Source organism: Paracidovorax citrulli (genome assembly GCF_900100305.1).
GTDB classification, from domain to species: domain Bacteria; phylum Pseudomonadota; class Gammaproteobacteria; order Burkholderiales; family Burkholderiaceae_C; genus Paracidovorax; species Paracidovorax citrulli.
Genome location: NZ_FNEY01000005.1, coordinates 96,996 through 109,280, shown reverse-complemented (window position 1 = coordinate 109,280; position 12,285 = coordinate 96,996). Strand labels below are relative to the sequence as shown.

General features: G+C 69.1%; 13 protein-coding genes. 12 read left to right on the top strand and 1 reads right to left on the bottom strand.

Annotation, left to right across the window (positions count from 1 at the left end; all coding sequences use genetic code 11):
* Window positions 1–33 precede the first annotated feature (33 nt).
* From BLR99_RS22440 to BLR99_RS05100, 10 genes are all read left to right on the top strand, one after another.
* Window positions 34–705, top strand: a complete 672-nt coding sequence (locus BLR99_RS22440; protein WP_017438746.1) for a hypothetical protein — start codon at window positions 34–36, stop codon at window positions 703–705.
* Between the two features lie 69 nt (window positions 706–774).
* Window positions 775–3,231, top strand: coding sequence for a heavy metal translocating P-type ATPase (locus BLR99_RS05140; protein ID WP_041827284.1), 2,457 nt, complete (start codon window positions 775–777; stop codon window positions 3,229–3,231).
* The gene (gene ccoS, locus BLR99_RS05135; RefSeq protein WP_011794659.1) at window positions 3,231–3,368 is read left to right on the top strand and encodes a cbb3-type cytochrome oxidase assembly protein CcoS; all 138 of its coding nucleotides are present in this window, start codon (window positions 3,231–3,233) and stop codon (window positions 3,366–3,368) included. The genes BLR99_RS05140 and ccoS overlap by 1 nt, the downstream gene beginning before the upstream one ends.
* Window positions 3,369–3,432: 64 nt before the next feature.
* Complete coding sequence (ccoN, locus tag BLR99_RS05130) at window positions 3,433–4,872, top strand: cytochrome-c oxidase, cbb3-type subunit I (protein ID WP_011794660.1); 1,440 nt, start codon at window positions 3,433–3,435, stop codon at window positions 4,870–4,872.
* 18 nt (window positions 4,873–4,890) lie between these two features.
* A complete protein-coding gene (gene ccoO / locus BLR99_RS05125; RefSeq protein WP_011794661.1) occupies window positions 4,891–5,520 on the top strand; it encodes a cytochrome-c oxidase, cbb3-type subunit II in 630 nt (209 codons plus the stop codon).
* A 12-nt stretch (window positions 5,521–5,532) separates the two neighbouring features.
* Window positions 5,533–5,712 carry a CcoQ/FixQ family Cbb3-type cytochrome c oxidase assembly chaperone gene (locus BLR99_RS05120; RefSeq protein ID WP_011794662.1) on the top strand — a complete coding sequence of 60 codons (180 nt, stop codon included), beginning with the start codon at window positions 5,533–5,535 and terminating at the stop codon, window positions 5,710–5,712.
* Window positions 5,705–6,640, top strand: coding sequence for a cytochrome-c oxidase, cbb3-type subunit III (gene ccoP, locus BLR99_RS05115; protein ID WP_011794663.1), 936 nt, complete (start codon window positions 5,705–5,707; stop codon window positions 6,638–6,640). Before BLR99_RS05120 ends, ccoP begins: the two co-directional genes overlap by 8 nt.
* 115 nt (window positions 6,641–6,755) lie before the next feature.
* Window positions 6,756–8,204 (top strand): cytochrome c oxidase accessory protein CcoG, encoded by a 1,449-nt coding sequence (gene ccoG, locus BLR99_RS05110; protein WP_017438767.1) that lies wholly within the window; start codon window positions 6,756–6,758, stop codon window positions 8,202–8,204.
* A gap of 87 nt (window positions 8,205–8,291) precedes the next feature.
* Entirely contained in the window at window positions 8,292–8,576 is a 285-nt protein-coding gene (locus BLR99_RS05105) for a FixH family protein (RefSeq protein WP_011794665.1), read from the top strand.
* 85 nt (window positions 8,577–8,661) lie between these two features.
* Entirely contained in the window at window positions 8,662–8,949 is a 288-nt protein-coding gene (locus BLR99_RS05100; RefSeq protein WP_011794666.1) for a hypothetical protein, read from the top strand.
* Window positions 8,950–9,130: 181 nt separating this feature from the next.
* Here the strand turns inward: BLR99_RS05100 and fnr are convergent, their stop codons facing one another.
* A complete protein-coding gene (gene fnr / locus BLR99_RS05095) occupies window positions 9,131–9,850 on the bottom strand; it encodes a fumarate/nitrate reduction transcriptional regulator Fnr (protein WP_011794667.1) in 720 nt (239 codons plus the stop codon).
* A 216-nt stretch (window positions 9,851–10,066) separates the two neighbouring features.
* Here fnr and hemN point away from each other — a divergent pair, with 216 nt between their 5' ends.
* Entirely contained in the window at window positions 10,067–11,449 is a 1,383-nt protein-coding gene (gene hemN, locus BLR99_RS05090) for an oxygen-independent coproporphyrinogen III oxidase (RefSeq protein WP_011794668.1), read from the top strand.
* 27 nt (window positions 11,450–11,476) lie between these two features.
* Complete coding sequence (locus BLR99_RS05085) at window positions 11,477–12,262, top strand: sulfite exporter TauE/SafE family protein (RefSeq protein ID WP_011794669.1); 786 nt, start codon at window positions 11,477–11,479, stop codon at window positions 12,260–12,262.
* Window positions 12,263–12,285: the final 23 nt, after the last annotated feature.

Below are 12,285 nucleotides of genomic sequence, written 5' to 3'. Positions count from 1 at the left end.
TCATCGACTGGTTCCCCGCGCGCGGGCACGCCCATGCCCGGCAACCCCCATCTGGCCGGGCTGGCGCCACGCGCCGCCAGGCGGGCATCCGCAGCGGATCCGGCACCACCGGCCGGCCCCGGGCTTGCGGGGCTCCATACCCTGCAGCCGGGACCGGCCGAGCTGTCGCCGGCGGAGCTGGGGGAAAAGATCGGCAGTGGCAGCCAGAAGGATGTCTACAGGCTGCGGAGCCGGCCCGGTGCCTGCGTCGCGCTCGTGCGCCGGGAGGCGATCGGGCATTTCGATACACCGCTGTCCCACGCGCAACGGGAGGTGGCGGCACTGCTGGAACTGAAGGCCCGCGGGTTCCGGACCGTGGCGGTGTATTCGCTGGTGCGGGTGGGGCGCCTGGTCGGCATCGAGCAGGCCTATCTGCCGGCGGCGAAGAACTCCGCGGACATCGTGGCCTCCGGCGGAGCCGTGCCCTCGGAGAGGTATCTCACCACCCTGACCGTGGACGATTGCGACACCAACATCGCCACACTCCGGCACACCCGGACCGTGGTGGACGATCTGCAGTTCCTGGTCGAGGAATCCGGGGCCCTGCACATCACCGACCCGCCCGCAGTGTGTACCGGTGATCCCGACAAAAGCGTGGGGACCGTGAAGGAGCTCAGGGGCCTGGCCCTGTCCGCCACCCTTTCCTCGGACGACGACAGCGCCTGAGCCACCCCGTCCTTCGCGTCTTGATCCAGGTCAATGTGCCCTGGGGGGTGGGCGCATAGCCTCGGGGCCATGCTTTCCGATCCCTCCGAGTCGCCTGCCGCCAGTTCCGCCATCGACAGGGAGGCACTGCCCGGCAGCCCATCCGTGGACGGGGACGCGTTGCTGGACGATCCGCAGGAATGGCCATCGTTTGGCCGTCCGCATGCCTCCGCCACCGGTCCGGCGCAGGGTGTCTGGGATTCCCATGTCGTGTTGCAGGGCATGCATTGCGCGGCCTGCGCGCTGACCATCGAGGATGCGTTGCGTGCCGTGCCCGGCGTGCTGCAGGCCGAGGTGAGCGCCGCCACGCACCGCGCCCGCGTGGTCTGGGACGCGGGCGTCGTCCGGCCCTCACGCTGGTTCGCCGCGGTGGCCCGCGCCGGCTACCCCGCCCTGCCGGCGATGGACGCGCTGGCGCGGGAGCAGCGCCGCCGCGAGGGCCGCCGCGCCCTGTGGCGCTGGCTGGTGGCGGGCTTTTGCATGATGCAGGTGATGATGTACGCGTGGCCCGCGTACGTGGCGCAGCCGGGAGACCTCACGGCCGAGATGGAGCGGTTGCTGCGCTGGGCCTCGTGGGTCATCACGCTGCCGATGATGATCTTTTCGTGCGGCCCATTCTTCTCCAGCGCGCTGCGCGACCTGCGGCAGCGCCGCGTGAGCATGGACCTGCCGGTGGCGCTGGGCATGGGCATCACTTTCGTGGTGAGCACGGCAGGCACCTTCGACCCGGCCGGTCCCTTCGGGCGCGAGGTCTATTACGACTCGCTGACCATGTTCGTGTTCTTCCTGCTCACGGGACGCTGGCTGGAGATGCGGCTGCGCGACCGCACGGCGGGCGCGCTGGAGGCGGTGATGAACCGCCTGCCCGACAGCGTGGAGCGCCGTGGTGCCGACGGCACCTTCACGCGCGTGGGCGTGCGCCGGCTGGCGGCGGGCGACGTGGTCCGCGTCCTGCCGGGCGAGGCCTTCCCGGCCGACGGCCGCATCGACCGCGGCAGCACGCAGGTGGACGAAGCCCTGCTCACGGGGGAATCGACTCCGCTGCCGCGCGCGGAAGGCGCGGCCGTCACGGCCGGCAGCTACAACCTGAGCGCGCCTGTGGAGGTGCGCGTGGAGCGCGTCGGAGGCGATACGCGTTTCGCCGAGATCGTCGCGCTGATGGAGGCGGCGTCCGCGCAGAAACCTCGGCTGGCGCAACTGGCCGACCGCATCGCGCGGCCGTTCCTGGTGGGCGTGCTGCTGGCTGCGGGCCTGGCCGCCGCGTGGTGGTGGAGGGCGGACCCCGAGCATGCGCTCATGGTCGCGGTGGCGGTGCTCATCGTGACGTGCCCGTGCGCGCTCTCCCTCGCCACGCCGGTGGCGATGCTCACGGCGGCGGGCGCGCTGGCCCGGCAGGGCGTGCTGGTGCGCAATCTGCAGGCACTGGAAACCCTGGCTGCCGTGGACACGGTCGTGTTCGACAAGACCGGCACGCTCACGCGGGACGGTGTCCGCATTGCCGGCGTGCATCCGGCGCCGGGCTTCGAGCCGGCCGATGCGCTGGCCCTGGCGGCGGCGTTGGCGCGGCACTCGCTGCATCCGCTGTCGCGCGCGCTGGTGGAGGCGGCCGGGCCTCAAGGGCAGGGCGCCGCCGCGCGCTGGCGCGTGAGCGACGTGCGCGAGGTGGCGGGGCAGGGCCTCGTCGCCCGCGTGGACGACGGCGAAGGCCGGCTCGCGCCCGCGGTGGTGCGGCTCGGCCGTGCGGCGGACAGCGTCCCTGTGGACGCCCAGCAACTGGCGTTGTGCGCGCAGCCGCTGCACGGCAGTGCCGGGGACCGGGGGGGCGCAGCGTCCCCCGCCGGCTGGCCCGCCGAGATCGCTCGCTTCGGCTGGCGCGAGGATCTGCGGTCCGATGCGGCCGGCGTGATCGTCCGGCTGCGTGGCGCGGGCCTCGCGGTCGAGTTGCTTTCCGGCGACCGCGACGATGCCGTGGCGCGCGTGGCCGCGGGCGCGGGCATCGAGGTAGCGCGGGGCGGCTGCGCCCCGCAGGGCAAGCTCGACCACATGCGCGCGCTGCAGGCCGCCGGCCGGCACGTGGCGATGGTGGGCGACGGCCTCAACGACGGGCCGGTGCTCGCGGGCGCGCACGTGTCGTTCGCGTTCGGCCGGGCCGTGCCGCTCGCGCGGTCGCGTTCGGATTTCGTGGTGATGGGCGAGCAGCTCGCGATGGTCGAGCGCAGCGTGCGGCTCGCGCGGCGCACGCTGCGCGTGGTGCGCCAGAACCTGGCCTGGGCCGCTGCCTACAACGCGCTGTGCGTGCCGCTCGCGGTGGCGGGCTGGATGCCGGCCTGGCTCGCGGGCCTGGGGATGGCGCTCAGCTCGCTGCTGGTGGTGGCCAACGCGGCGCGCCTCGCAAGGGGCGCGGGCAGCGATGCCGAAACGGCCGCCATGGCGCCGGACGCTGCCGTGCCGCCTGACGCGGCTCCCCTGGTGCAGGGAGCCGCGTGATGGACATCCTGTACCTGCTGATTCCGCTGTCGGTCGTGCTCGTGCTGCTGATTCTGGTCGGGCTCTGGTGGGCCATCGACCGGGGGCAATTCGACAACGTCGAACAGGAAGGCGAACGCATTCTTCGGGACGATTGACGCTGGTCAAACGGCTTCGGGCCCCCTTTCGTCAGAATTTGTAAGCAAACCAAAGAGGTGCCCGATGGATTCTTCTGTCTCGAACGCCGCGCACTACAACGACACGGTCGTGCGGCAGTTTTCAATCATGGCCGTGGTGTGGGGAGTGGTCGGCATGCTGGTGGGCGTACTGATCGCCGCCCAGCTCGCCTGGCCGGAACTCAACTTCGGCATTCCGTGGCTCAGCTACGGCCGCCTGCGCCCGCTGCACACCAACGCGGTGATCTTCGCGTTCGGCGGCTGCGCGCTGTTCGCCACCAGCTACTACGTGGTGCAGCGCACTGGGCAGGTGCGCCTGTTCGCGGGCCCGCTCGCGTCGTTCACCTTCTGGGGCTGGCAGGCGGTCATCGTGGCCGCGGCCATCAGCCTGCCGCTGGGCTACACCACGGGCAAGGAATACGCCGAGCTCGAGTGGCCGATCGACATCCTGATCACGCTCGTGTGGGTCTCGTACGCCATCGTGTTCTTCGGCACCGTCGGCAAGCGCCGCGTGAAGCACATCTACGTGGCCAACTGGTTCTTCGGCGGCTTCATTCTCGCGGTGGCGCTGCTGCACGTGGTCAACAGCGCGGAGGTGCCTGCCGGCTGGATGAAGAGCTACTCCGCCTATGCAGGCGTGCAGGATGCGATGGTGCAGTGGTGGTACGGCCACAATGCCGTGGGCTTCTTCCTCACGGCCGGGTTCCTGGGAATGATGTACTACTTCATCCCGAAGCAGGCCGGCCGCCCGGTGTACAGCTATCGCCTGTCCATCGTGCACTTCTGGGCCCTGATCTTCACCTACATGTGGGCGGGCCCCCACCACCTGCACTACACCGCGCTGCCCGACTGGACGCAGTCCGTGGGCATGGTGTTCTCGCTGATCCTGCTGGCGCCCAGCTGGGGCGGGATGATCAACGGGATCATGACCCTGTCGGGCGCCTGGCACAAGCTGCGCGACGACCCCATCCTGCGCTTCCTGATCGTGTCCCTGTCGTTCTACGGCATGGCCACGTTCGAGGGCCCGATGATGTCCATCAAGACGGTGAACGCGCTGAGCCACTACACCGACTGGACCGTGGGCCACGTGCACGCCGGCGCGCTCGGCTGGGTCGGCCTGATCACGATGGGCTCGCTCTACTACCTCGTGCCGCGCCTGTTCGGCCGCGAGAAGATGCACTCCATCAAGGCGATCGAGCTGCACTTCTGGATGTCCACCATCGGCATCGTGCTCTACATCGCCGCCATGTGGATCGCCGGCGTGATGCAGGGCCTGATGTGGCGCGCGGTGAACGCCGACGGCACGCTCACCTACACCTTCGTCGAAAGCGTCAAGGCCACCTATCCCTTCTACGTCATCCGCTTCACCGGCGGCCTGCTCTACCTCGCGGGCATGGTGGTGATGGCCTGGAACGTGTGGAAGACCGCCATGGCCGGCCGCTCGGTCGAGGTGCAGATCCCGGCCGTGGCGCCTGCCCACGCCTGAACCCCAGGAGCGCTTTCCATGTCCGACAACACAACGACAAAAGCCGGCTTCTCCCACGAGAAGATCGAGACCAACAACTTCCTCATGATCGTGCTGATCGTGCTGGTGGTGGCCATCGGCGGCCTGGCGGAGATCGTGCCGCTGTTCTTCCAGAAGTCCACCACCGAGCCGGTCAACGGCGTGCAGCCCTACACGGCCACGCAGCTGCTCGGCCGCGACATCTACCTGCGCGAGGGGTGCTACAACTGCCACTCGCAGATGATCCGCCCCTTCCGCGCCGAGACGCTGCGCTATGGCCACTACTCCGTGGCCGGCGAGTTCGTTTACGACCACCCGTTCCAGTGGGGCAGCAAGCGCACGGGCCCCGACCTGCACCGCGTGGGCGGCAAGTACAGCGACGAGTGGCACCGCATCCACCTGAACAATCCGCGCGACGTGGTGCCGGAGTCCAACATGCCCGCCTATCCGTGGCTGGAGAAGACCGCGGTGGACCCGTCCGTCGCCGCGCCCCGCATGAAGGCCCTGCGCACCGTGGGCGTGCCCTACACCGACGAGCAGATCGCCGGTGCGGCCGAGGAGGTCAAGGGCAAGACCGAGCTGGACGTGCTGGTGGCCTACCTGCAGGTCATGGGCCGCGCGCTCAAGTAACGGGAGGCCGCCATGGACATCACCACGGTGCGCATCATCGCGACGCTGGTTTCGTTCGCGCTCTTCCTCGGGATCCTGGTCTGGGCGTTCTCGCGCGGCAACCGGTCCCGTTTCGAGGAGGCCGCGCAACTGCCGTTCGCCGAGCAGGACGCTCCCCTGAACTCTTTCAAGAACGAGAAGAACCATGAGTGACTTCACCCACAATTTCTGGTCGGTGTACGTCGTCGCGCTGACCCTCGGCGGCATCGCCGGCTGCCTCATCCTGCTGTGGATCACTTCGCGCAAGAAGGTCGAGCCGCGTGCGGACAACACCACGGGCCACGTCTGGGACGGCGACCTCACCGAGATGGACAACCCCATGCCGCGCTGGTGGATGTGGCTGTTCGTCATCACCATCGTGTTCGGCCTGGGCTACCTGGCCGCCTATCCGGGCCTGGGCCGCTTCAGCGGGCAGCTCGGCTGGTCGCAGCGCGGCGAATACGAGAACGAGATGACCAAGGCCCGGGCCGAACTGGAGCCGCTCTATGCGCGCTTCGCCGCGATGAGCACCGAGCAGGCCGCCGCCAGCCCCGAGGCCATGGCCATCGGCGAGCGCCTGTTCATGAACAACTGCGCGCAGTGCCACGGCTCCGATGCGCGCGGCAGCAAGGGCTTCCCGAACCTGGCCGACAACGACTGGCTGCATGGCGGCGCGCCCGCCAACATCCGCGAGACGATCGAGAAGGGCCGCATCGGCACCATGCCTCCCATGGCAGCGGCCGTCGGTTCGGCCGAGGACGTGCGCAACCTCGCGCACTACGTGCTGAGCCTGTCGGGCAGCCCGCACGATTCGCTGCGTGCCTCGCTGGGCAAGTCCAAGTTCACGGTGTGCGCAGCCTGCCATGGCATGGACGGCAAGGGCAACACCGCGCTGGGCGCGCCCAACCTGACGGACGACATCTGGCTCCACGGCTGGGGCGAGGGCGCCATCACCGCCATGATCAACAACGGCAAGGTGAACCAGATGCCCGCCCAGGCCGGCAAGCTCACCGATGCGCAGATCGGCGTGCTGACCGCCTACGTCTGGGGCCTGTCCAACAAGCCGGGCGCGAACATCGCCGCGGCGGCCCCGGCGAACTGAACCGCGGACCGGACCCGGGGCGCCGCCGGCCGGCGCGCCGCCCCTCCGGTCCCGTGCGCAGCGAATGCCCCCAACGACACGAGACAGCCGGCCCACAGAGCAAAGCAGAACCCACATGAAGCCCCCTGACGGAAAGCCGCGCAAGGTCATTCCGATCGCGCCCGCCCCGGCGGACAGCGGATCGGCACAGGCCGAAGTCGTCTCCCTCTACGAAGCCCAGAAGAAGATCTACCCGAGGTCCATCGCCGGCGTGTTCGCGCGCTGGCGGTGGGCCATGGTCGCTTTCACGCAGCTGGTGTTCTACGGTCTGCCGTGGCTGCAATGGGGCGAGCGGCAAATGGTGCTGTTCGACCTGGGTGCGCGGCGCTTCTACCTCTTCGGCCTGGTGCTGTATCCGCAGGACTTCATCTACCTGACGGGCCTGCTCATCATCTCGGCGCTGTCGCTGTTCCTGTTCACCGCGGTGGCGGGCCGGCTCTGGTGCGGGTTTTCCTGCCCGCAGACCATCTATACCGAGATGTTCATGTGGATCGAGCACAAGGTGGAGGGCGACCGCAGCGCGCGCCTGCGGCTCGACAACGGCCCCTGGACGTTCGAGAAGGTCCGCAAGAAGGCCCTCAAGCAGTTTCTCTGGATCGCGGTGTCGGCCTGGACGGGCTTCACCTTCGTGGGCTACTTCGTGCCCATCCGCGAGCTGGGCGCCGAGCTGCTGGCGCTGCAGGGTTCCTGGCAACTCTTCTGGGTGGCCTTCTACGGCTTCGCCACCTACGGCAACGCGGGCTTCCTGCGCGAGCAGGTCTGCAAATACATGTGCCCGTACGCGCGCTTCCAGAGCGCGATGTTCGACAAGGACACCCTCATCGTCACGTACGACGAGGCCCGCGGCGAACCGCGCGGCCCGCGCAACAAGTCGGTGGACCACCGTGCCAGGGGCCTGGGCGACTGCATCGACTGCACGCTGTGCGTGCAGGTCTGTCCCGTGGGCATCGACATCCGCAACGGCCTGCAGTACGAATGCATCGGCTGCGGCCTCTGCGTGGATGCGTGCAACACCGTGATGGACAAGATGAAGTACCCGCGCGGGCTCATCCGCTATTCCACGCAGAACGGCGTGGCGAACCGCTGGACCCAGTCGCAGATGCTGCGCCGCGTGCTGCGGCCGCGCGTGCTCATCTATACGGCCGTGCTGGTGGCGCTGTGCATCGGCATGCTCACGAGCCTGGCACTGCGCACACCGCTCAAGGTGGACGTGGTGCGCGACCGCGCGGCGCTCTCGCGCATCGTCGCGGGCGGCCGCCTGGAGAACGTGTACAGCCTGCAGATCATGAACGCTACCGAGGCGCCGCAGCGCTACCGCATTGCGGCGTCCGGCCTGGAAGGGCTGGCCGTCGCGTCGGAGGCCGAGGTGGACATCGGCGCGGCGCAGTCGCGCTGGGTGGCGGTGCGGCTGCAGATCCCGTACGGCTCGGCCGCGCCGGGATCGCATCCGGTGGCCTTCGAGGTGGAAGCCCTGGAGACGAAGGCCCATGTGCGGGAGAAGTCCATCTTCCTGGTGCCGCGATGAAGCGGCTCGGGCGGTTGGTGTTATTCAGTATGGCAGGCCCCTGCCACCGTGTGGTGTGATGGGGCCGTGGTGACGAAGGAGTTCGAGATGGCGCACAAGACGACATCGGCCGCCGTGGCGGCCCAGCCCTGGTGGAAATTCGGCCACGTGTGGATGGTGGTTGCGGGACCCGCGATCGTAGTGGTCGCCGGCACGGTGACGGCATGGCTGGCCGTGCGGCAGCCCGATCCGGTGGTGGCGCAAGACTATTACCGCCAGGGCATCGAGATCAACCGCACACTCGAGCGGCAGCGCGCGCATGCCGCGGCCATGGAGCCGGCGATGAAGGCGCGCAACCACGCGGCCACGCCGGCGCAGGACCAGCCCCGCTGATCCCCACGGCCCTGCCTGGCGGGCCCCGGGGCCCGACGTGTTCCGTTCGTTTTCGACACCGATGACTGCAAAGGAGGAGATCGCGATGAGGACCCAACGCTGGATGTGGATCGCCTGGCCCGCCTTCCTGGTGGCAGGATTGATCGAGATGGTGGTATTTGCTTTCGTGGACCCGGCCGCCCTGCACTGGTCCGACCAACCCCTCGCCCTGTCGCGCGAGGGCGTCTATACGGTGGCGTTCTTCGTGTTCTGGGCGCTGTGCATGCTCTCCAGCGCCCTCACCACGCTGCTGTCCATGTCGCCCTTCGAGCTCAACCGCTGCTCGGTTCCCACGGGCGAGCGCCCGATGGAGTGCGGCAAGTTTTCGCAGTGAGGAGGGCGGGGCGCTCTGCCAGCGCGGGTGCTTCCTTGCAGGAGGTCTGACTCCGCATGCTGCCGAGGGCCTGCAGTGTCTGCAAGGACCCCGCATTTCCCGCAGAGCATTGGCGCAGCGCAAGGCCCATGGACACGCACGGCCTCACCCGTCAGAAGGCGCGCAGCGCCTCAGGGGGATGTCAACTACAAGCCTGGCTGTTCACGATCCGCTTGAGCGCATCCGGCTCGACGATGCGCACGTGCCGCTGCTTGACCTCGACGATGCCTTCCTCGACGAACTTGGAGAAGGTGCGGCTCACGGTCTCCAGCTTGAGGCCCAGGTAGCTGCCGATCTCCTCGCGGGTCATGCGCAGCACCAGTTCGGACTGCGAGAAGCCCCGCGCATGCAGGCGCTGAACGAGGTTGAGCAGGAAGGCGGCGAGGCGCTCCTCCGCGCGCATGCTGCCGAGCAGCAGCATCACGCCGTGCTCGCGCACGATCTCGCGGCTCATGATCTTGTGGACGTGGTGCTGCAGGGCGGTGACCTCGCGCGACAGCTCCTCGATGCGCTCGAAGGGCATGACGCACACCTCGGCATCCTCCAGCGCGACGGCGTCGCAGGTGTGGTGGTCGCTGACGATGCCGTCGAGCCCGATGATCTCGCCGGCCATCTGGAAGCCCGTCACCTGGTCGCGTCCGTCCTCGGTGGCCACGCAGGTCTTGAAGAAGCCCGTGCGGATGGCGAAGAGCGACGTGAAGGCCTCGCCGTTGCGGAACAGCGTGCCGCCGCGCTTGACCTTGCGGCGCGTGGCGACGATGTCATCGATGCGCTGCAGCTGCTGCTCGTTCAGGCCCAGCGGCATGCAGAGCTCGCGCAGGTTGCAGTTCGAGCAGGCGACCTTGATGGTGTGCGGATTCATGGATGAGCAGCCTTACCTTCTGTGTTCTATCTCGCTGTGCATGCAGGCCGGCCACGGTTCGACGCATGGCGGGAGCGCAGGCGTGCAAAAAAGAATGTGGCGGGCGACTGTGATGCGTCAATTGTCGCAGCGACGCGCGTCGAAATGCTTGACCGGCGTCAAGGACATGGGCGCGGGACATGGGGCACATTGTGAATCGTTAAGGAATTCCGCACCATGAACGCTGTGACTCCCGAGCTTCTGCGCCGCTTCGACGTGCCGGGCCCCCGCTATACCTCGTACCCGACCGCGGACCGGTTCGTGGAGGCCTTCGGCGCGGACGAGTACGTGCTGGCGCTGCAGCAGCGCCGCCTCGGCTCGGCCGCCAAGGCCGTGCCTCTTTCGCTGTACGTGCACATCCCGTTCTGCGAATCGCTGTGCTACTACTGCGCGTGCAACAAGATCATCACGCGCCACCCCGAGCGCGCCGACGTGTACCTGCGCTACCTCAGCCGCGAGATCGACCTGCACATGGCGCACTGCGCGCTCGGCCATGCGGTGAGCCAGCTGCACATCGGCGGCGGCAGCCCCACCTTCCTCGGCGACGAGGCGCTGCAGGAACTGATGAACATGCTGCGCCGCAGCTTCACGCTCGTGCCCGGGGGCGAGTATTCCATCGAGGTCGATCCCCGCACGGTGGACGCCGGACGGCTCGCGCGGCTGGCGGAGCTCGGCTTCAACCGGTTGAGCTTCGGCGTGCAGGATTTCGACCCGGCCGTGCAGAAGGCCGTGCACCGCGTGCAGCCCGCCGAGCAGGTGTTCGCGCTCGTGCAGGAAGCGCGCCGGATCGGCTTCGAGTCGATCAACGTGGACCTGATCTACGGCCTGCCGCGGCAGACGCCCGAATCGTTCGACCGCACGCTGGCCCAGGTGTGCGAACTGCGGCCCGACCGCATCGCGCTCTATGCCTATGCCCACCTGCCGGAGCGCTTCAAGCCGCAGCGCCGCATCGTGTCGGCCGAGCTGCCGATGGCGTCGGCCAAGGTGTCGATGCTGTCGCGCTCGCTCAACGCCTTCCAGGATGCCGGCTACGTGTACGTGGGGATGGACCATTTCGCGCTCCCCGAGGACGCGCTGGCCGTGGCCAAGCGGCAGGGGCGGCTGCACCGCAACTTCCAGGGCTACAGCACGCAGCCCGACTGCGACCTCATCGCCCTGGGCGTCTCGGCCATCGGCCGCGTGGGCGCCACCTACAGCCAGAACGCCAAGACGCTCGACGAGTATTACGACCTGATCAACCAGGGCCGCCTTCCGGTGGTCCGCGGCCTGGCGCTCACGCGCGATGATCTCGTGCGGCGTTCGGTCATCATGGCCCTGATGTGCCAGGGCGAAGTGCTGTTCGAGCCGATGGAGCAATCGTGGCTGATCGATTTCCGGAGGTACTTCGCGGCGGAGCTGGAAGCGCTCGAAGGCATGGCTGGCGACGGCCTCGTCAACGTGGGCGAGGACGGCATCACCGTCACCGAGATGGGCTGGTTCTTCGTGCGCGGCGTGGCGATGGTGTTCGACCGCTATCTGCAGGCGGACCGCAACCGCGCGCGGTTCTCCCGGATCATCTGACGATCCTTTCCTTCCCGCAGGAGCCGCATGCCCGATGCACTGATCTGGACGGCCTTCGCCATGGGCCTGGCGGGCGGGCCCCACTGCCTGGCGATGTGCGCTGCGCCTTGTGCGGCGATCGCCGGCGGGCCGCGGGGTGCCGGAGGCCCTCTGCCGGTGCCCTTGCGCCGGTTCGTCTCCGTGCCCGCCGCGGCCGGGGGAGGCCCGGCCTGCGCCGCGCCGGCCCCGGGGGGCACGCTCCGCGGGGGCGGCTTCGCGCGCACCGCGCTCTTCCACCTGGCCCGCGTGGCCGGCTACGGCCTGGCCGGCGCTGCCGCGGCGCTGGCCATGGACCGCCTGGCCTGGCTCACGCAGCAGTCCGCGGCCCTGCGGCCGGCATGGACGCTGCTGCACGTGGGCATGCTGGCCTGGGGGCTGCTGATGGCCCTGCAGGCCCGGCAGCCGCTCTGGGTGGAGCGGGCCGGCCGTGCGGTCTGGGACCGTGTCGGTCCGGCCGTGCGGGCTCCGGGCGGCCTGGCCGTGGCCGGGCTGGCCTGGGCGCTGATGCCGTGCGGGCTGCTGTATTCGGCCCTGCTCGTGGCCGCCCTGGCCGGCAGCCCGGCGCAGGGCGCCGCCACGATGGCCGCATTCGGCGGCGGCAGCGCGCTCTGGCTGCTGGGCGGTACCTGGGCGTGGCGCCGGCTCCGCTCCCGGGTGGACGCGGTGCGCGCCACCTGGGGAACGCGGTTCGCCGGGGTGCTGCTGGCGGCCGTGGCTGCCTGGGCCCTCTGGATGGACACGGCGCGCCATGCCCTGGAGGCCTGGTGTCGCTGAAGCGGTACATTTCTCACGGGACC